Annotated in this window: 18 protein-coding genes; 10 read left to right on the top strand and 8 right to left on the bottom strand. The window is 38.4% G+C overall.

Annotated elements, in window-relative coordinates:
* The first annotated feature begins 87 nt into the window (after positions 1-87).
* Together dnaE and sfsA are read left to right on the top strand one after the other, a co-directional pair.
* On the top strand, positions 88-3,576 hold the full coding sequence (dnaE, locus tag MMG00_RS06450) for a DNA polymerase III subunit alpha (protein ID WP_242153056.1): 3,489 nt from the start codon (positions 88-90) through the stop codon (positions 3,574-3,576).
* Between the two features lie 65 nt (positions 3,577-3,641).
* The gene (sfsA, locus tag MMG00_RS06455) at positions 3,642-4,361 is read left to right on the top strand and encodes a DNA/RNA nuclease SfsA (RefSeq protein ID WP_242153059.1); all 720 of its coding nucleotides are present in this window, start codon (positions 3,642-3,644) and stop codon (positions 4,359-4,361) included.
* A gap of 356 nt (positions 4,362-4,717) precedes the next feature.
* On the opposite strand, the gene MMG00_RS06460 is transcribed toward sfsA, so the two are convergent.
* The 3 genes from MMG00_RS06460 to MMG00_RS06470 all read right to left on the bottom strand — a co-directional run bounded on the left by MMG00_RS06460 (position 4,718) and on the right by MMG00_RS06470 (position 7,174).
* Complete coding sequence (locus tag MMG00_RS06460) at positions 4,718-4,945, bottom strand: sulfurtransferase TusA family protein (RefSeq protein WP_242153061.1); 228 nt, start codon at positions 4,943-4,945, stop codon at positions 4,718-4,720.
* A 280-nt stretch (positions 4,946-5,225) separates the two neighbouring features.
* Entirely contained in the window at positions 5,226-6,275 is a 1,050-nt protein-coding gene (locus MMG00_RS06465) for a YeeE/YedE family protein (protein ID WP_242153064.1), read from the bottom strand.
* Between the two features lie 380 nt (positions 6,276-6,655).
* On the bottom strand, positions 6,656-7,174 hold the full coding sequence (locus MMG00_RS06470) for an adenine phosphoribosyltransferase (RefSeq protein ID WP_242153066.1): 519 nt from the start codon (positions 7,172-7,174) through the stop codon (positions 6,656-6,658).
* Between the two features lie 255 nt (positions 7,175-7,429).
* On the opposite strand from MMG00_RS06470, the gene MMG00_RS06475 reads away from it, so the two are divergent.
* Positions 7,430-8,347: a PfkB family carbohydrate kinase gene (locus MMG00_RS06475; RefSeq protein WP_242153068.1), complete on the top strand. Its 918-nt coding sequence runs from the start codon at positions 7,430-7,432 to the stop codon at positions 8,345-8,347.
* A 28-nt stretch (positions 8,348-8,375) separates the two neighbouring features.
* Here the strand turns inward: MMG00_RS06475 and MMG00_RS06480 are convergent, their stop codons facing one another.
* On the bottom strand, positions 8,376-8,582 hold the full coding sequence (locus MMG00_RS06480; protein WP_242153071.1) for a DUF3079 domain-containing protein: 207 nt from the start codon (positions 8,580-8,582) through the stop codon (positions 8,376-8,378).
* A 463-nt stretch (positions 8,583-9,045) separates the two neighbouring features.
* On the opposite strand from MMG00_RS06480, the gene lipA reads away from it, so the two are divergent.
* The gene (gene lipA, locus MMG00_RS06485; protein WP_242153073.1) at positions 9,046-9,990 is read left to right on the top strand and encodes a lipoyl synthase; all 945 of its coding nucleotides are present in this window, start codon (positions 9,046-9,048) and stop codon (positions 9,988-9,990) included.
* A 242-nt stretch (positions 9,991-10,232) separates the two neighbouring features.
* Here lipA and MMG00_RS06490 read toward each other — a convergent pair whose 3' ends face one another.
* Positions 10,233-11,099, bottom strand: a complete 867-nt coding sequence (locus MMG00_RS06490; RefSeq protein ID WP_242153076.1) for a glycerophosphodiester phosphodiesterase family protein — start codon at positions 11,097-11,099, stop codon at positions 10,233-10,235.
* A 633-nt stretch (positions 11,100-11,732) separates the two neighbouring features.
* Between MMG00_RS06490 and MMG00_RS06495 the strand changes: the two genes are divergently transcribed.
* The 5 genes from MMG00_RS06495 (at position 11,733) to MMG00_RS06515 (ending at position 16,823) form a co-directional block, all read left to right on the top strand.
* The gene (locus MMG00_RS06495) at positions 11,733-12,527 is read left to right on the top strand and encodes an alkaline phosphatase family protein (protein ID WP_242153079.1); all 795 of its coding nucleotides are present in this window, start codon (positions 11,733-11,735) and stop codon (positions 12,525-12,527) included.
* Positions 12,511-13,215 (top strand): HAD family hydrolase, encoded by a 705-nt coding sequence (locus MMG00_RS06500; protein ID WP_242153082.1) that lies wholly within the window; start codon positions 12,511-12,513, stop codon positions 13,213-13,215. The genes MMG00_RS06495 and MMG00_RS06500 overlap by 17 nt, the downstream gene beginning before the upstream one ends.
* A 728-nt stretch (positions 13,216-13,943) precedes the next feature.
* Positions 13,944-15,065, top strand: coding sequence for a YkvI family membrane protein (locus MMG00_RS06505; RefSeq protein ID WP_242153085.1), 1,122 nt, complete (start codon positions 13,944-13,946; stop codon positions 15,063-15,065).
* Between the two features lie 74 nt (positions 15,066-15,139).
* Positions 15,140-16,384 carry an NAD(P)/FAD-dependent oxidoreductase gene (locus MMG00_RS06510; RefSeq protein ID WP_242153088.1) on the top strand — a complete coding sequence of 415 codons (1,245 nt, stop codon included), beginning with the start codon at positions 15,140-15,142 and terminating at the stop codon, positions 16,382-16,384.
* 91 nt (positions 16,385-16,475) lie between these two features.
* Positions 16,476-16,823, top strand: a complete 348-nt coding sequence (locus MMG00_RS06515; protein ID WP_242153091.1) for a RidA family protein — start codon at positions 16,476-16,478, stop codon at positions 16,821-16,823.
* Positions 16,824-16,946: 123 nt separating this feature from the next.
* Here MMG00_RS06515 and MMG00_RS06520 read toward each other — a convergent pair whose 3' ends face one another.
* The 3 genes from MMG00_RS06520 to creB form a co-directional block, all read right to left on the bottom strand.
* Entirely contained in the window at positions 16,947-17,087 is a 141-nt protein-coding gene (locus tag MMG00_RS06520) for a hypothetical protein (protein ID WP_242153095.1), read from the bottom strand.
* A 299-nt stretch (positions 17,088-17,386) separates the two neighbouring features.
* Positions 17,387-18,841, bottom strand: a complete 1,455-nt coding sequence (gene creC, locus MMG00_RS06525; RefSeq protein WP_242153098.1) for a two-component system sensor histidine kinase CreC — start codon at positions 18,839-18,841, stop codon at positions 17,387-17,389.
* Positions 18,842-18,845: 4 nt separating this feature from the next.
* On the bottom strand, positions 18,846-19,544 hold the full coding sequence (creB, locus tag MMG00_RS06530; protein ID WP_242153101.1) for a two-component system response regulator CreB: 699 nt from the start codon (positions 19,542-19,544) through the stop codon (positions 18,846-18,848).
* Between the two features lie 231 nt (positions 19,545-19,775).
* Between creB and MMG00_RS06535 the strand changes: the two genes are divergently transcribed.
* Positions 19,776-20,894: a toxic anion resistance protein gene (locus MMG00_RS06535; protein WP_242153105.1), complete on the top strand. Its 1,119-nt coding sequence runs from the start codon at positions 19,776-19,778 to the stop codon at positions 20,892-20,894.
* The last annotated feature ends 137 nt before the right edge of the window (positions 20,895-21,031 follow it).

Below are 21,031 nucleotides of genomic sequence, written 5' to 3' on the forward strand. Positions count from 1 at the left end.
TCCCCCTTCCCCTTTTATGGTATCATTCCCCTCTTCACTAAGACTTCTTTCCCTCTAACTTCTAAGCAGATTATTAATTACTGATTTATGACTTTTACACACTTTAATCTTCATACTGAATTCTCCCTTGTGGATGGGATTATTCGCATTAAGCCTCTCTTTGCTAAACTAAAAGAGATGGGAATGAACGCTATTGCTTTAACAGATTTAGGTAATGAATTTGGCGCAATTAAATTTTACGAGACAGCAATAAAATCAGGCATCAAGCCAATATTTGGTGCCGACTGCTTAGTGATTAATGAAGAGGAAGAAGTTGGCAGAATTACTTTAATTGCCCAAAATTATGCAGGGTACCTTAATCTTTCTGAGCTCTTAAGCTATGGTTATCGCTACCATCAGGTTCGCGGTATTCCTTATATTACACATGAGAAACTTCTAGAATACTCCGAAGGTTTAATAGTCATACTCTCCAAAGAGAGTCATTTTGGGCAAACACTCCTTAGCCAAGGAAGTGATAAGGCTATAGAGGTTCTACGAACCTTTTACACACCTTTTCTAGAAGATAGGCTCTATATTGGTATCAAAAGAGTGGGCCAAGAAAATGATGAGCGTTTTATTCAAGAGAGCCTCCCAATTGCAGAATTACTCAATTTACCGCTTATTGCGCATAATGATGTTCGCTTTACAGAAGAAGCAGAGTTTGAAGCGCATGAGGTGAGAACCTGCATTCAATCTGGGCATACAATGCTTGACCCAAATCGCCCTAAAAACTACTCTCCACAACAATATCTTCGCTCGCCACAAGAGATGGTAGAGCTTTTCAAAGATCTTCCTGAAGCAATTGAAAATAGTAAAGAGCTAGCAAAGCGTTGTACCGTCACATTAACGCTCCATAAACCACAATTGCCGGCCTTCCCAATTCCTGAAGGCATGACGATTGAAGAATTCTTTAAATCAGAATCTTATAAAGGGCTTGAAGATAGAATCGGGAAGCGAACCCCCGAAAATGATCATCCCACCTATTGGGATCGCCTTGAAACAGAGCTTAATGTTATTAATAACATGGGCTTTCCCGGCTACTTCCTAATTGTTGCGGACTTTATTCAATGGGCAAAAGATAATGGGATTCCGGTAGGACCTGGCCGAGGTTCTGGTGCTGGCTCTCTTGTGGCTTGGGCACTTAAAATCACCGATCTAGATCCACTACCTTACGATCTACTCTTTGAACGCTTCTTAAACCCTGAACGTGTATCAATGCCGGACTTCGATGTTGACTTCTGCATGGAAGGACGAGATCGCGTTATTGAATATGTTGCCAATACTTACGGGCGTGAAGCAGTATCACAAATTGCAACCCATGGTACCATGGCGGCAAAAGCGGTTATTCGAGATGTAGGCCGTGCGCTTGGTCATCCTTATGGATTTGTCGATCGCATTGCAAAACTCATCCCCATGGATTTAGGAATCACGCTGGAAAAAGCGATGATGCAAGAACCTGAGCTCCATGACCTTTATCATCAAGATGAAGAGGTCAAAATCCTCATGGATTATGCCCTACAGCTTGAAGGACTCTCTAAATCAGTCGGACGGCATGCCGGCGGCGTTGTCATTGCCCCAACAAAACTGACAGATTTTTCCCCGCTTTATTGTGAGGAAGGCTCTAGCGCGCTTGTTACCCAATATGATAAAGACGATATTGAAGCCGCTGGCCTTGTAAAGTTTGACTTCTTAGGCTTAAGAACACTCACGATCATTGATTGGGCACTTAAAAATATCGCTTATAATCGTGATTTAACGATCGATATTCAGAGCTTACCACTTGATGATAAGCCTACCTTTGATCTTCTAAAAGCCTGCCAAACAACTTCTGTTTTCCAGCTAGAATCACGCGGGATGAAAGATCTTCTTCGCCGCATGCAGCCTGATAACTTTGAAGATATTGTCGCGCTTGTGGCACTCTTTAGACCTGGGCCGCTTGAGTCTGGCATGGTTGAGGACTTTATCAACCGTAAACACGGACGTGAAGAAGTGATCTACCCATTTGATGAGCTAGAACCTGTTCTTAAACCCACTTATGGGGTTATTGTTTATCAAGAACAAGTTATGCAGATCTCCCAGATCATTGGGAATTATAGCCTTGGTGGCGCTGACTTACTGCGCCGAGCAATGGGTAAAAAGCTCCCCGAAGAGATGGAAAAGCAGCGTGGCCTCTTTATGGCAGGAGCTGAAACATTAGGCTTTGACTCTGAAAAAGCAGGTAACCTTTTTGACCTTATGGAGAAGTTTGCAGGCTATGGATTTAACAAATCTCACTCGGCAGCTTATGCCCTTCTCTCTTATCAAACCGCCTATTTAAAGCATCATTATCCACCAGAATTTATGGCTGCAGTACTCTCTGCTGATCTTGATCACACTGATAAAATTATCATTATCATTGATGAAGTCAAAGAGATGAAGATTCCTATTATTCGCCCGAGTATCAATGAATCTTTCTATAAGTTTACTGTTAACCGAGATGGCGCGATTATCTATGGCTTAGGAGCGCTAAAAGGTTATGGGCAAGCAGCGGCAATGCAGCTTATTGATGAGCGAGAGGCAAATGGTCCTTATCTTGACCTCTTTGATTTCTGCCGCAGAATTGATTTATCTAAAACCTCAAAACGTGCGATTGATATCCTCATTCGTGCCGGCGCTTTAGACTGCTTAGATGATAGCATACAAACGGTTGCAGAGCGTGCTCATTATCGTGCAAAACTTCTTGCGACAATGACAGAAGCCATTCGTTTAGCAGATCAGCACCATAAAAATGAAACTTCTGGTCAAGGCGATATTTTTGGTCTTTTTGATGATACACCGCAAGATGAGCCGCAATATACCTTACAAGACTCACTGCCAATGACAGAAAATGAGTTACTGCATGCAGAAAAAGCGATGCTTGGCTTCTTCTTTACGGCGCACCCTGTCGATCAGTATCGTAAAGAGATTGAATCAGTTGTCACAACTTCTCTGACCACTTTAAAAGAGATGCCAGAGCCTCAATATCATTCACGAGGACATGATGATAGCGTTTTAATTGGTGGCTTAGTCACCTCCTTTTATACTCGCATCAGTAAAGCTGGTAACAAAATGTACTTTGTTGTTATTGATGATGGCAGATCACGCGCAGAACTTCGTCTTTTTGAAGATACGATAGAAGCCTTTGGTCAGCAGATTGAAACAGATACAATTCTCTTTATCCGTGGTGGCTATAACTGGGATTCCTTTAATAATAGTATGACCTTGCGTGTTAGCTCACTTCATTCACTTGAAGAGATTCGAGAAACTCATGCAAAATATATCTACCTTGAAAACCATCAATCTATTACCAAAAAGATAGTGCAAGATATCTTCAATAAGATGAAAAAGCACCAAAGCTCTGAGAAAGGACTACAGATTATCTTTAAATATAATGGAGAGAAAAGCTCTGGCGTAATGCAGATGGAAAATCTTCGTATTATTCCTGATGAAGTGCTGTTAACTGCCTTAAAACAGCAATATCATGATTATATTCAAATCGGTGTCGGATATAATCAATAATTTTTTATAGGCTTAAGGTACCCATTAAAGTAATCTTAAGCCACTTTTTCAAAGGTCATTCCTTTATGAAATTTAATCCCCCTTTGCAGCAAGGTAAGCTCATTAAGCGTTATCGCCGGTTTCTCACCGATATTGAAACAACAACGGGGGAGACAATGACCATTCATTGCCCGAATACGGGTTCGATGCTAAATTGCCTACTCCCAGAGAGTGATCTTTGGTATGAAGCCTCACAATATCCTCATCGAAAAACAAAAGGAACTTGGGTAATTGCAACTACACCTTTTGTGCGCCTTGCAAATGTGAATACACATTTAGCTAATCGCCTTATTGAAGAAGCGCTTGAAAATGGAACGATCAATCTAGGCTTGCCTTATAACAAACTACAAAGAGAAGTAAAATATGGTAATGAAAATTCCCGTATTGATATCCGTCTTACCCATTTAACACCCGATAGTGAAAGCTTTACTTATATTGAAGTGAAAAGCGTCACACTCGGATTTAAAGATTCCGATATTGCAGCTTTTCCAGATGCTGTCACGACTCGCGGCACAAAACATCTTCGAGAGCTTACAGAGCTTGCTAAAAATGGTACTAACGCCGTTCTTATTTACTGCGTTAACCTTGAAGGAATTACAGGCGTTCGTCCTGCTGATGAAATTGATGCTGAATATGGCAAGGCCCTAAGAGTCGCTGCAAAAAATGGTGTCAAAATCCTAGCTTTTGCAACATCCATTACGCCGAATGAAATTAAAATCACCCACGAAATTCCGGTACTTTTATAAATTTTAGACACAAAAAAGCCAGCATCGCTCCATACTTTGCTGGCTTTTCCACGATAATCCCTTATCGTTTTTGGTCTTCATGCCCGAGCTTCCCTATCTTCGAGTATCCTACTCTTTCCTGTAAAGGCGTTCCCTTCCTAACCTCCTGTACAAGATTTCCTTGCTATGTGTATCCCTACTACATCCATGTGAATCTGTTAAATAATAGCTCGTTCTATAAAACAAAGGTGAAGAATATAAGATCTCTATAAGTTAGCTGTCTTCTCACTATAAACTATAGTTTATAAAAACAATAGCTTAAACAATCATTAATAGAGAAAATATTTCAAATATATTTAAAACATATTTAGAGTATATTAATTTTTTACGATCGTGATCGCCCATGCAGCGTCCCCAATCTGCTCATAATTTGTAACTTCATGCCCAGCCTCTGCGGCCCATCTTGGGATTGCCTCTGTTCCTTGTGTGCAATCAAACTCTATCTTTAAAGCATCACCTACTTCTAAAGTTGCCATCTTCTCTTTTGCTTCAATAAGCGGGAAAGGACAAACTAACCCCAAAGACTTTAATTCATAAACTGCCATATTTCATTCCCTTCTTTTACAAAGATTATTTAATTTTTAATAATGTCGTTAACTAAAACGCCCCATTCATTGGTTCTTGATGTTTGATGTTTGATTTAGTCATCATGCTTTATAGTGAATTCGGTTTAATAAAGACGCCTGTATTTCTCATAACCGATGCGCCGGCAATTAGATTCAGCCACTTTTAAACTAACTTAACTAGAAATTCTCTTCTCACTCTTTAATAGTCAAAAGAGAATCCCCTTAAAACTAAGCCATAAAGCTAAATCACAAAGCTAAATCACAACGAGGCAACAGCTACTGATGTTTTAGTAACTCGGCGAGGTCTTACATAGATAAAGTAAGAAGCGATCCAAACTCCTATAATTGTAAATGAGAGCCCAATCCAACCTTTCCAAGCCATAATGGAAGTATTCGTTAAGCCATTTCCAATCGTACAACCACCTGCTAAACTTGCGCCAACCCCCATAATTACGCCACCAATCACGCTTGAAATAATAATATTATGACTTGGTACACGCCATTTGAACTCCCTACTACCTTTTGCCGCAATAAAAGAGCCAATAAAGATTCCAAGCACTAAAAAGACGCCCCAATCAATCAGCCCTAAATCCCCTGTGGCTAAAAACTGAATAATATTTGCGGAAGGCGTTGTAATACCTAGTCCACTATTTCTACCTGTCATCGAGCTTAAAGGCCAAGCGGCTAATGCAATAACGCCAATCACCGCACCTGCAACAAAAGGATGCCAACGCTTTTCAAATAAAAGATGCAAAATGCCGGTACGCTTTGCAGGCAATGAAGGAATTACCACTTTAGGTTTACGAAGATGCTTCCATACTAAAAATGCCGTAATAATCACTAACAAAAGCACTAAGATACCTTGCTCAACTCCTAAAGTTTGCGCCATAGAATCATTAATAACACCTATTTGAGCCACCTCATTTTGCAGCCCTGATAACGCCCCATATTTTGTAACGGCTGCAAAAATCATATAAAAAATTAAGGCAATCCAACTACCGATTAATCCTTCCGCTGCGCGGTACCATGTTCCAGTTGCGCATCCTCCCGCTAATACGATGCCAATACCGAATAAAAGACTGCCGCCAATAGATCCTAATAAAGAGATTGATCCTGTTGAGATTGTTAAATAATCGCCTTTTACTAATAAAAATACGCCAACAGCCTGCACTGATATAGCAATCAAAAAGGCATAAAGCATCGTAAAGCTCTTAGCAAGGTAAATATCCCGAAAACCGCCGGTCATACAAAATCTTGCACGTTGCAAAATAAACCCCAGTAAAGCCCCTACCAACAATCCTGTAATCATCTTATCCCTGCCATTTCCTTATAAAGAACGACCTATATATCTAGAGGTCTCTAGATTTCCCCACCTATTTTTTACACTTAAAACATACTTAAATTATATGTCTAATATAATTTGTATCTCTATTATTAACATAGTCTCTCAAAAAGGCAACCAAATTTGCCATGAGGTTCTTTCAATCAAAAATTAATCAATAGCTTAAAAAATATTTACACATATCCCAAAAGCCCAGATTACTTAGCTTTATTAAAAACTTACGAGGGTAATTTTTTAAAATGTAATTTTAAAGCAACAAAAAAAGGAGCTAATAAGCTCCTTTTATAAAATCCTTTTTCAAGATCAATAACTATTCCATAGAAGAGTCTACGCTTTATCTGTTTATCTTAATCCTCATACGTTAATAAGGATTCTACTTTATACTGATCTAACACTTGAGGCTCATGCAGATAAAGAAGATCTGCTAAGAAACAGATACCTTCGACACTTGCATTCTCTTTTTCTACCATCTGAATAATAGCTTTAATAGTGCCCCCCGTTGCTAAAACATCATCAAGGATTACAACCTTATCATCGGGATGTACATCGCCTTTATGCATCTCTTGGAAGTTATTACCATACTCTAATGAGTAAGCTACTTTATGACACTCACGAGGGAGCTTTCCTGGTTTACGGACTAACACTAAACGGATCCCTGTATTAAAAGCAACCGGCGCTGCAAAAATAAAGCCACGAGCTTCAGGCGCGACAATCACGGTTGCTCCGCAAGATTTTACAAATTCACTCATCTTCTCAATGGTATAGCGATAAGCTGCAACATCATTGAGTAGGGGCGTGACATCTTTAAAATCAACACCTTCTGCCGGAAAATCTTTAATACGTGCAATATAATCTTTTAAATCCATGTCAGTTCCTAACGAATTCATTAAAACGAAAATTATACCACTCTTCCCTCATTTCGTCCTTTCTTCCTTATTTTCTCCATTTAAAAATTAAAGCGCTTTTTCCTACCTTTACCCTCATTTCTGCTCTACACTTTTAGCTTAAAGTCGAAATCAACTTCACTTTTCAAAGAGTAAAATCTCCATCACCTCCTATAATCTGTTTTAATAAGGGAGATTATTGTTCGGGCTAATTTCAGGAAAAGGATCAAAATAACAATGAAGAAAAGACATCAAATCCTCTGCTTTGGTGAAATCTTGTGGGATATCTTTCATGAAAAGGATCAGACATGGCAAGTTTTAGGCGGTGCACCTAGCAATCTTTGTTATTTTTTCAATGCACTAGGGGAATCTGCGCAGCTGATCTCACAAGTGGGAAATGATGAATTAGGAGATAAAGCACTAATGCAACTTGAGAAACTCAATATCCCCTATCATATTATTCAAAGTGATCTGCCTACCGGCAAGGTTGATATCACGATAGAAAATCAAGAACCACAGTATCAATTTAATGAACCGGCTGCTTGGGATTCTATTCCCTATACTGAAAATACAAGCCATATTGGGAAATCTGCAGATATTATTGCCTTTGGCTCATTAGCACAGCGTTATGAAGGCAATAATAGTAGTTTTGCGACTTTAAAGCAGATTTTAGCAAGTAATACTGATGCAATACGCTTTCTTGATTTAAATCTTAGAGCACCCCATTTTACGGAGAAACGTATTTTAGAACTTCTCTCGCTTGCGGACATTCTTAAAATCAATGAAGAGGAGTTTAAATATCTCAAACAACTCTTTTCGCTAGAAAAGCTCTCAACTCGCGATGCGCTTTATCAACTTATCATCATGCTTAAGCTCAATTTTATCATTCTCACATTAGGAGCGAATGGCAGTATCGTCATGAGCGAAACAGATTATTCGGCAAAAAGTATTCAAAAAGCAGAAATCAAAGATACTGTTGGTGCCGGGGATAGCTTCTCTGCAGCATTTTTAACAGCGCTCAATCATGGCGCTAATTTTGCCACATCGCACCATTTTGCCAATCAATTTAGTAGTTATATCTGTACGCAAAAAGGGGCTTTTGTTCCCATCCCAAGTAAATTTAAAGCACAGCTGACAACATTTTCTGCCTGGTAACTAATGATCTTGTTAAATAACTGATGGGCTAAACTAACTCAATATACTTTAGCTCATCTGCCGTTAAACTCTCATACCAATCATCACCAAATAATTCAGCAGGATGTTGGGAACGCTCAGAACCATTACCGCACATCATCTTATTCCACGCACAAAGACGATCACAACCCCAACAGATTCTCTCTGGGTGCTTAGGATTTTTAGGAATTCGCTGCTTTTTTGTTAAATCACGCATAAACAACACCTCCATTTGATTTTAAGCGTTAATCATTCTAGCCTTTCATCATGCCATAATTTACCGTCTCTAAAAGTTTTGAATAGAGAGAAAATGATGTTTATCAAGATTTCTAGGCGATTTCGTTTAAGAAGTCCTGTTTTAAAAGTACAGTATCAAACCTGCTTGCACGATGCCAGATAGAACGACTTTTATGGTGAATGATGCGATGACAATGACAGATATTCCAACCTATATTGAAGCTTATAAGTTGCATTTAAGTAGGGCTACCTCCCTAAAAGATCGGCTTAAAACTCCAATTTTTATTTACTATCAATATTCTACATCAACATTGCTACCCTATTTAAATTTTCTGTATAAAAAGCGAACGCTGATCTAAGGATCTTCTCTTAACATGTGGGCGTTCCCTGTTATACTGTCTATTCTATAAAAATTTAACCATTCCAGATTTTGAGTAGTAATTATGACAGCAAGAGTAGAACAAGGTGAAAAGCTTCGTGGTGCGGCTAAAACTGCGCGCATTCCCATTAAAGTTGTCGCGGTTCCCAAGGAAGAGCGAATCCCAAAACCGGATTGGATTCGCGCAAAAATCCCTACAGGAAAACGCTTCAATGAGATTACAACGATCTTAAGAGAGAACAAACTGCACTCTGTTTGTGAGGAAGCGGCGTGCCCCAATATTGGTGAATGTTTTAACCAAGGCACGGCAACATTTATGATTATGGGAGACATCTGTACCCGCCGTTGCCCATTTTGTGATGTTGCCCACGGTCGCCCAAATGAGCTTGATAGCGAAGAACCTAAACGCTTAGCAGAAACAGTAAAACTTCTTGGCCTTGATTATGTTGTGATTACATCTGTGGATCGTGATGATCTTCGTGATGGTGGAGCGCAGCATTTTGCTGACTGTATTACGGAAATCCGTAAAGTCTCTCCACATACTAAAATTGAGATTCTCGTGCCTGATTTTAGAGGTCGAATGGATATTGCCGTAGATATCCTCACACAAACACCGCCTGATGTCCTAAATCATAATATGGAAACCGTACCAAGACTCTATAAGCAAGTCCGCCCTGGCGCTGATTACCATCACTCTTTAATGTTATTGAAAAACTTTAAAGCTAAAAATCCAGATGTCCCAACAAAATCAGGATTAATGGTAGGTATTGGTGAATCTGATGATGAGATGATGGAAGTGATGAAAATTATGCGTGATCATGACATTGAAATGATTACAATTGGTCAATACTTACAACCTTCAGGCGGGCACTTAGCTGTTGACCGTTATGTAACGCCACAAACCTTTAAAGATTATGAAAAAGAAGCTTATCGTTTAGGTTTTAAACTCGCGCATATCGGCCCTATGGTTCGTTCAAGCTACCATGCAGGGGATAATACCTTAGCGTAAAACCTATCAACTGAAGATTTAAAGCCTGATTTTCCTTTTTTAGGAATATATACGAAATCAGGCTTATCAGCTTCAATCTACTAACTATAGTAAAATCGGTTCAATTGCCTCTAAGCCAGATTGCCGGCGCATCAGTTATGAAAAGCGCAAGAATCGTTCTATCCGGCATCATACAAGCTATTTTGATACGCATACTGTACTTTTAAAATAGGGCTTCTTAAACCAGAGCTTCTTAAACCAAATCAACAATAACCTAATACGTTTAATGCTCGCATATTATCTGTAATCACGCTATCAACACCTAGATTTAATAATTGATTAATCTTATCTAAATCATTAACGGTATAGACCATTACAAATCGCTCTGCTTCATGGCAGCATTTTAAAAATTCCGGCGTTAAAATCTGATAATTGATAATAATCCCTTGGCATTCTAAAAGCTCTAGCTGCTGCCAAATCAGATCCTCTCCTTTCGAGAAATCATCTATCAGTAGCGCTCTTGGAATCTTTGAAACAGTGTCCTTCGCCCCTCTTAATGCTTCTGGTTCAAAGGAAGAGATTAAAAACTGATTCTGCAAACAATAGGGTTCTAGCTGATCTAAAAGTGCATCATGTAACTTTGTAAAAAAATTGACCGGTTCATGAGTAAAAAAGTATTCGACATATTGATCAATTTTTTGTCTCATACGCTGCTGTAAAAATCGTGCTACCGCAGCGCCCGTTTCATAAGCTTGCCCTTCATTTGGCTTAACTTCAACATCTAAGCGAAAATGATTTTTAATTATAAAATCTACTAAATCTGTAAATTTTAAGAGCTTTTCTCCCTTATATTGCTTTGAATGCCACGCGCCAGCATCCGCCATTATTAATTCGTGCCAATCATATACTTTTGCTAATCCTTGAAGATTGGTCGTTCTATCTAATGTAGCATCATGTAAGAGAAATAATTCCTGATCTTTTGATAACTTCACATCACATTCAAACATGTTACAACCACTATCAGCACCTAACTGAAAAGCAGCTAAAGTATTTTCTGGCGCATCTTTCCCAGCACCACGATGCGCAATAAGTTTTGGGTAATTCCATTTACCCTTTAAAAATGATGACATACCCTTCCTAATAACTATTAGAGATAATAGCAACCTTTAAATTAACATTGAAATATAATATAAACATAAAATTAAAAAATAAAATCTTTACCTTACCCATTAATATTACTACTTTAAAATATTAATAAAGATAATATTTTTTAATATATTTTTACTCTAGCATCAACTATTAACTATCAAATTACCTTAAGCTTTTTTACACAGCTCGCCTTTGAGTCTCAATATCAAACCAATGTAACCTATTTAAATCAAAAGAGAGATTAACGGATTGTAAAGAATGTTGCCCATCTACCTCTCCTATATCTGCAGTTTTTATGATGACTGATCACTTAGTTTCACAATAATATAAGTACGAAAAAACTAATGTTTCAACCAATAATGAAGAAGAGAGTCAAAAACTCTCCCCCCCCTCAATAGGATCACGCATCTTAATCATAATTGCTCACGCCTACCCCTTAAAACCAAAGCTTTCTAGCCTTACTACGAGATATAATCTGACGGTAAAATCTCTATACTTTTTTTAATTCGTCATTAAATTGTCATAAAAAGGGATTAAAATTCATCTTAGCTATAGAGGATTTATAGCTAAGTCACGATCAGATGCAGCTATTCTCTACTTCAAAAGAGGTGTTGATGATGAAAGTAATTTTAATAATTTTAGATGGATTAAATTATCAAGTTGCAGAGAAAACGATGGGATATCTTTTAGCACAATGTAAAGCACAAAAAGGTCATCTTAGAGCTATCGAATCTGTTCCTCCTGCCCTTTCTAGACCGCTGTATGAAACAATCCTCACCGGAAAAACCGCAAAAGAGAGTGGGATTATCAGTAATGAAACCACTCAACGATCTAAAGAACAGAGTATCTTCCACTACACAAAATCTCTTGGAAAAATAGGCGCAGCGGCAGCATCCCATTGGTTTTCAGAACTCTATAATCACACACCTTTTGAACCTATTGATTGGAGATTTGTTGCTAACCCAAATCTCACAATTCCCTATGGAATCTTCTATTTTGATTGGCACTATCCCGATTCTCATACCTTTTCTGATGCCGAGTATTTAAGAGTTAATTACAATCCTGATTTTCTGCTGATCCACCCTATGGGAATAGATTATTCTGGGAATCTTTATGGGGGGAATTCCATTGAATATCACAATAGCACTCGCTTAATTGACGAAGTCTTTGCCCACTATCTCCCTATTTGGCTTGAGGAAGAGTACCAAATTTTTATTACCTCAGATCACGGAATAAACAACAAAAACCAGCGATATTCACATACTAAAGAGATTGAGATCCAAACAAAGATCCCTCTTTTTATCTTTGGTTCTACTCACAAACAATTACAACCTAAAATGATAGAACAGACTGATCTTTGTTCTACCATTTGCCAATTATTGGAGAATAACTATGATTGCAATCTTTGATCTAGATGAAACCCTTATCCATGGAGATTGTACTGCTCTTTGGGGGCAATGGCTCTGTGAACAAGGATATGTCACGGATATCCCTACTTTTATTCATCAAAGCAACGCCTTAACAAAAGCCTATGAAGCGCAGATTCTAGATCAACAAGCTTGTATAGATCTGATGTTTTCCCCAATTAAGCACCTTCAAGCAGATGAAATTGCACTTTTAACAAAACAGTTCGTCAGCGAAAAGATCATGCCCATTGTCTACCGTGAAGGTTTAAAAAAGATCGAACATTACAAACAAAAAGGGATCGAAACCATCATCATCTCTGCCTCACCAAATCTACTGGTCAAACCCATTGCCGAGCTCTGCTTTAATGTATCTGCAGCTTTTGGGATTGAAGTGGAGATAATCAATGGTTTTTATACCGGTAAAATCCTCGGAACCATTCCCTATCAAGCAGGAAAAATCACGGTTTATGAGCAATATATCACACAAAAACTGCAAAAAATGGGCGCTGAAAGCCACCGCGCGGCCATTGATGCGATTCTTGCTACTACCTATTTTTATAGTGATTCTATCAATGATCTGCCGCTGCTCTCAAAAGTGCGCTATCCCAATACCGTCAATCCCGATCATTCGCTATATCACATAGCTACAACTAAAGAGTGGCCTATTTACCGCTTTGCCAAAGTCGCTTAATCATTAAGTGCTATTTTCAACAATTGAGCATTGACGTTTTATCATCACTTTATTGCTTACCAAACCCTCCAAGCTTCGATTCAAAGTAATATTTGAAGCTTTTTTTACCCCTATTTTTTATCACTAATATTAACGCTTCCCGCTTAAAAAAATGCCTTATTGACAAAAACTATCTCTTATTTAAATAAGATCTAAAAAAAACATCAAGATCAATATCTCTCATAACAGGCTTTCATATTGGGCCGACAATCTTTAAAAACCCTCCATTTATGAGCTTTATCAAAGATAAAGTATACAATGCATCAGTTTTACTAATAGATAAAATTAATATTTATTATTTGCTTAAAAAAGTATCATCCTCTAGTTTGAAGTAACGTGCATTTATTCAACTAAAGTGCGATAACACTATAATAAATAACATAATAAACTAACCAAAAATGAGGAAATCTATGACTACTTTGCAACTTTTAAAAAGGATATTACCTATCTCTTTTTAATCACGATGCTCACTATTTCAAGTTCATCTTAAATTAAACTTTTCTCACATATTTTAAGCTCCACAAAATGATTTTAAGGGTGAGAGATAAGCTTTTTAAAATAATGATTATTGAAGATCAATCAGGAATAAAGATGGTTTTGTATTAAAAATGCCATCTCATTTAACACATCTTAATAAAAATAATAAACAGATGTGATATCCAATAAATTAATACCCATGGAGGGGACATATGGAACATCAATCACCTGCAATATTTAGAGTTTTAGCTTATGCCGGCGTTTATGTCGGCGCTGTTATTGGCGCAGGATATGCAAGCGGCCAAGAGATCTTACAATTTTTTGCCGGTTATGGATTTATCGGTATTGCAGGCGCTATTATCACCACTATTTTACTAGCTTGGTATGGCGCTGTATTTATGGAGTTAGGCTATCGCTTAAAAACCAATAGCCATAAAGTGGTCTGCCGTTATCTCTGTGGCAATCTACTAGGCGGCCTTGCTGATTATGTCTTACTATTTTTTATGTTTGGCATGATCACCATTATGATCTCAGGGGGCGGCGCGGCGATGGAGCAATATTATGGCTGGAATCCGATGATCGGAAAACTCATTATTGCCTTTGTCACTTTTATCACCGTCTTTTTAGGTTTTTCCTCTGCCATTAGAACGCTTGGGTTTGTCACACCTGTCATGGTGATTGGCGTGCTGATTATCTCGATGATCACCATTGGTCAAAATTATGGAAGACTCACAAATCTTGATGAAGCTCTAGCCATTGTTCAACCGGCAACGGCTTCTAAATTCTGGTGGTTTGCAGCCATTATTTATGTCTCTTATAATGTGGTTCCTGGCGTCTCTACATTTGCATCATTAGGCAATGCGGAAAAAAATGTAAAAGTTGCAAGAACAGCGGGGATTGTCGGTGGACTGACTTTAGGAATCTGTATCCTCTTTATTACTGTCGCAATTTTCTCAAACCTTGAAGCCATTGCCAGTTATCAAATTCCCTTCTTAGAAGTCGCAAAACAGATTAACTATACCTCAGGGCTACTCTTTAGCATTTTACTACTAGCTGCTGTTTATACCACGGCTGTTTCTAATCTCTATGGTATGGGAATTCGCTTTTTTAATGCTGGAAGCACGAAATTTCGTTTAATGATTTTCATTGTCATTATTGCAGCAATATTTGCTTCTATGTTTCCTTTCAGTCAGTTAGTTGGAACGGTCTATCCCGCATTAGGAATTTTAGGGTTAGTGGTGATGGTATGCGCACTTTACAAAACACTTACAGGGGAAGTTTTTAGTGATAAAGTGGAAAAGAAACGCTTAGCATCTCTCGCTAACAAACCATAAATGACAATATTAATCATTAAACGATGAGGATCGACTAGATCCTCTCTTTTCAATACATCATCTTCGAGAATAATATGAAACAAGAAGCTATCGTCATTGGTGCCGGCATGGTTGGAATCTCCATCGCTTGGCATCTACAACAAAAAAACTTTCAAGTCACCGTATTAGACCGTAAAGCGCCTGGAGAAGAGACATCTTATGGTAATGCCGGTCTTATCCAACGTGAAGCTATTTACCCACATCCCTTTCCAAGAGAGATAAAAGAAATGCTTCGGGTTTTGCCGAATACTAGCCTTGATATCCGTTTTCGCCCAAAAGCCTTAATGCATTATGCAAAACCACTGTGGCAATACTTTCAATTTTCTGCCAAACAACCTTATGATAAAATTGTCGAAGAGTGGGCAACCTTAATTGAGCATGCGACAAAAGAGCATGAGGTGATGTTTACCGCAAGTGATGCTGAATACTTAGTGCGTCAAAAAGGTTGGTTACAACTTCACCGTGATCAAAAAAGCCTAGATGCCATTATTGCTAAATCTACAAAACTCACCGCTCACGGTGTTGAGTTTAAAATATTAACGCCTAAAGAGATCGCTCTACTTGAGCCTGATCTTGATGTTAGCCACTTTGTCGGCGGTATTCATTGGTTAAATGCTTGGCAAGTAACAAGCCCAGGTGATCTGACGAAAGCCTATGCAGAAAACTTTAAAAAATTAGGCGGTATTATTAAAGAAACTACAGTCACCAATCTTCATGAGCTATCAGATGGTTCATGGGATATCACAACAACAAAAGAACAACTAAAAACACAAAATCTCATTATCGCAACAGGCCCTTGGTCTCATGAAATCTTAAAACTCCTTGGCTATAACTTCCCTCTTTTCCCGATGCGCGGCTATCATACTCATTATCAAGCTGCCGAAGGCAAGATGCTTAATCACAGCATTGTTGATGAAGATAATGGTTATGTTCTAAGCCCACAAAAACTGGGAATTCGACTAACAACTGGCGCTGAATTTACCTTTATCGATGCACCCATTAAAGATGAGCAGCTGCAAGCTGATATTAAAGTGGCTCGCGAGCTATTTCCGCTTGAATCCCCCGTAGAAAAAACACCATGGTTTGGTCATCGCCCTTGTCTTCCGGATATGAAACCCATTATTGATAAAGCCCCTAAACATCAAAACCTCTGGCTTGCATTTGGGCATGCGCATCAAGGCTTTACACTTGGGCCTGCAACGGGAAGATTAATGAGCGAAATGATCAGTGGTGAAACCCCTTACATTGATCCTGCGCCCTTTAAGGCAACCCGATTTTAATTCCAACATTTAACAAAGCGGCCATGCTATTAACAAGTTCATTAATACTTGGCAAGCTAATACCCCTTCCCCCAATATTAGGAGATCATTTATGAGCATTATCAAAAAACAAACAGGTCCAAGAATGAGCCAAATCGTGATTCATGGAGATACGGTTTATCTCTCAGGTCAAGTCGGTGATGTTAATACAGATATCACAACACAGACAAAAACGGTTCTTACTAAAATTGAGAACTTACTACAAGAAGCAGGGAGTAGCAAAGAACATCTCTTATCTGCAACCATTTGGCTTAAAGATATGAATGATTTTGCTGCGATGAATAGCGTTTGGGATGATTGGGTGAAAGATATTATCCCGCCGGCTCGCGCTTGTGGTGAATCAAAACTCGCTCACGAATCACTCTTAGTTGAGATCACAATTACTGCGGCGATTGCTTAATACAGCTAAATATCGTTACAAAGTAAGCCTTCTAAAACGTAAATGGCGATTCATTTATCGATTTATATCTTGATAATCGTCCTTTTAAGCCTCCTTATTGGAGGCTTTCCTTTAATCAAAAAATCATGGTTGCTCTTTATTACGACGTCTTTGACGACGGTTTTGCTCCACAGCGGCAAAATTGGTTTTCATCTGAAACTTTGCCATCAATCCACGAAGCGCTTCCTGCATTAAACGATCTTCACGTAAACCTTCAATTCTCATGTTTTTCTCCTTATTTCATAGATAGCACTTATTATGAATCGCTAACATGAAGAGAAAATGTATCCATTGTGTTTTTTATGTGAAGTTTAAATTTATAGTAAATTCGGTTTAAGAAAAACTGCTGGCATGCAATTTCAAAAAATCATGCAAGCATTCGACCCAGCCGCTCATCAGCCTATTTTATGAGGATGATCAATAAATAAATTTTGACCTCTGATTTTATTTGAAAATCACTATAATGCCGATGTGCCTGCATTTAAATTAGCTTATTTTGAACCGATTTCACTATAATATTCAGGTTAATGAGGCTTTATAGAAGAATCCCCTAAAGGAATCTCAATAGTGACATTTACGCCTTTCATTCTATTTTCAATTCGCATTTTTCCATGATGAAGGGCAATAACCTCTTTGACAAAATTTAGCCCTAATCCGGTGCTTTTTTCCCCAGAGTCAGGCCTTGGTAATGAATAAAACCGCTCATAAAGACGAGATAACGCATAATCTGGAATTTGAGGTCCTTCATTATTAATCTGTAAAATAATCGCATTATCAATCACTTCAGCAGTAATAGAGAGTAAGCCATTTGCCGGCATAAAATCAACAGCATTATGAATCACATTAGAGAGCGCTTGCGTCATTAAAAAATGATCTCCTAAAAAGCGCAAATCAGGCGCAATATCGATCTCTACTTGCAGCGATTTCTGCGTAATAATTACAGAGTAACTACTTAACACTTCATCAATAAGCTTACTGAGATGCAAGGGTTCCCTAACTTCTAACGTCTGTTTCTTTTCCACCATACTTAAGTGTAAGACTCGATCAATCAGATTTTGTAATCTTGCGCCTTCGCGATCAATATTGTGTAAAAATCGCTGCGCTGTCTTTGGATCGAGATCATTTTGTAATAATTCACTAGCGCCACGAATTGCCGCAAGCGGGCTTTTTAGCTCATGGGTTAAGGTATTAATATAATTTTCGATATATTCCTTACCATCTAACTCTGCCCTTAAATTAGAGAGCGTAGAGGTGAGAACATTGAGATCTTTCCCATAAAACTTCGGCGGCACTTCTCGCTCCCCTTTCCCTAATTTACTCGCGTAATCAATGAGTTTTCGATAAGAAACGCCAAGCCACCAAGATAAAATCGCCCCTAATAATAAGCTTGTGCCCAATAATATAATGGCAAAAAAGGTTAATTCTGCTTTTGCACTTGCGATATAAGCATCTGTCGTATGACTAGGCTTTGAAACCGTTAAAACGCCGATAATTTCCCCATTTTGATAAATCGGTGCGCCCACATACATCGTCGATGACATAACAGTAGGATCACTACTTAACGCTTCTGTGGTACTTCTTGCCCCATATTGCCCTCTTAATGTGAGATAAACATCGCGCCATTTAGAATAATCTTTACCAACCGCTTGGTTACGAGAATCAAAGACAACAATCCCCTCGCTATCTGTAATATAGATATGAAGGCTCACATCATTTTTCTCAATCCCCCAGATATTCGCCCGAGGATCCCGCGCCTGATAAGATTCCATACGTTTTTGTAGATATTCAGGCGTTATTTTGTCATCTTGAAGATCAAACGACACAACTTCCGCCAAGAAGTTTGCAGTATCTACCAAAGTCTCTTCGGTTGTTTGCCGAACACTTGGATACACCTGTTCTGAAAAGAGATGCACCATAAAATAGCCACAAAGTGCGACAAAGAAAAAATAGAAAATAAAGATTCGTTTTGAGAGCGCCATAAAATTATTGTGATTCCTCTAAATCAAAGCTATATCCAAAGCCGCGATGGGTTTTAATCACATCTAAATCAGCGCTTATCTCTCGTAACTTTGCCCGAATCGACTTAATATGAGTATCAATTGTGCGATCATATCCGGCATCAGCTGATACGCCAACGGCATTGAGTAACTGATCTCGGCTTAGAATCTGCTTTGGATGCGTTAAAAGATGGGCAAAGATTTGATATTCATGGCGCGTAAAAGGAAGGCGCTCTCCGGCATAAAAGATCGATGCATTCTCCGCTTCCCACATAAATGCACCAATTTCAGCGTCGCTATTATCTAAAGTCTCCTCTCTATAGGATTGGGTTCTTTTTAAAATAGCTTTCACTCTTGCCACTAATTCTCTTGGGCTAAAAGGCTTTCCGACATAATCATCAGCGCCTATTTCAAGCCCGACAATTCGATCAATTTCACTATCTCTAGCGGTTAGAAAGATCACGGGAATTTCTGAAAATTTTCGTAACTGCTTACAGATCTCAAAACCATTTAAATCAGGTAAGCCTACATCTAAAATCCATAAATCATAGCCCATTTGTTGCTGATCAATTAATGCATCGCTGCCTAATGTCACCCAATCACACTGAAAGCCTTCTTGGCTTAAGGCAAATAGAACGGTCTCTGCGATACTTTTCTCATCTTCCACAACTAAAATTTTGGTCATAATGATCTCTTCATCCACCTTGAGAATTTGATAAATTGGGTATATTACTCGAAAAGCTCTATAATAATCCCATTTATATATACATTAATGCGATGATTATAAGCCTATTGATCCCCATCATTTGCAAATCATGGCGCTAAATTTTCTATAAAAGAGTGCTAAAGGCCATCAATCTTTAGCACACTTTATGAGTAATTCGATAGCTATCTAACAAAAAAGAGAGACAACCTTATGAATGATGATAAAGCATTACAACCCTTTGATCCATCTGAGATTGCTGTGTTTGATCAAGGTAATGAGCCTTTAGAAACGGAAGATGATCTCGTGCGTATCGATGAAATTAGTAAAACAATTAATATTCATCAACCGGCTGAGGTTTTAGCTTATGGCGTCAAACCGATGTCTGAAATTGCAAAGTTTTCAGATACCTTATTACAAGGGGTGAAGGGTAAAGATTCTGGGGTTGTCGGAGATCAACTCTCATCACTGATTATGAAAATTCGGGAATATGACCCACTCTCAGCTGAAGAAAAAAGTGGTAATTTCCTCTCAAACCTCCCCTTAGTTGGCGGATTATTTAAAAAAGGGGTTGAGAAAAAAATTGATCATATGACGCTAACTTCACAAGTCGATACCATCGCGAGCCATTTAGATAACTCAATGGTTAATTTACTTCGTGATAATGAGCGCCTTGAACAATTATATCTTAAAAACTTTGAGTATTATAAAGAGGTGAATCTTTTTGTAGAAGCAGGCAAAAGAAAGTTAATCGAGATTAGATCAGCAGAATTACCGGCATTACAAGCACATGCAGAAGAGACAAAAGATCTCCTTGATGCTCAAAAAGTAAAAGATCTCATGGAAAATCTTAACCGCTTTGAGCGCCGTATTCATGATCTTGAACTCTCTAAAACCATCTCTATGCAGACAGCGCCGCAGATTCGTATTATTCAAAATAATAATCAGCAACTGGCAGAAAAGATCCAAGGATCGATTCTCTCAACACTTCCTGTTTGGAAGAGCCAAATTGTACTTTCTCTCTCATTAGATGAGCAAGGAAAAGCGGCAAAACTACAAAAAGATGTCTCAGATACCACCAATGAGTTACTGCGTAAAAATGCCGAGATATTACAGCAAAATAGTATTGCAACAGCAGAAGAAGTTGAGCGCTCCATCGTGGATATTGAAACGGTACGAGAAGTACAAACACGCCTTGTTGATACCATTGAAGAGACCATGCGTATTGCCACAGAAGCTCGCCATCGCCGTGCTGAAGTAGAAAAAGAGCTAGGAGAGATGGAAGATAATCTTCGCGAACGCATTACCTCTGTGGTTGAAAAGTATCAATAATTATTTTACCTCCACTCTAAAGCCTAAGCCTTAACATGATTTGTAGGTTAGACTTAGGCTTTAGATGCGTTTAACTTGTCAATATTGTAGCGATTTCCTAAAGCGCCTTATCGTTATATTTATATCGTATTTGATTA

It is taken from the genome of Ignatzschineria rhizosphaerae (assembly GCF_022655595.1).
GTDB lineage: Bacteria > Pseudomonadota > Gammaproteobacteria > Cardiobacteriales > Wohlfahrtiimonadaceae > Ignatzschineria > Ignatzschineria rhizosphaerae.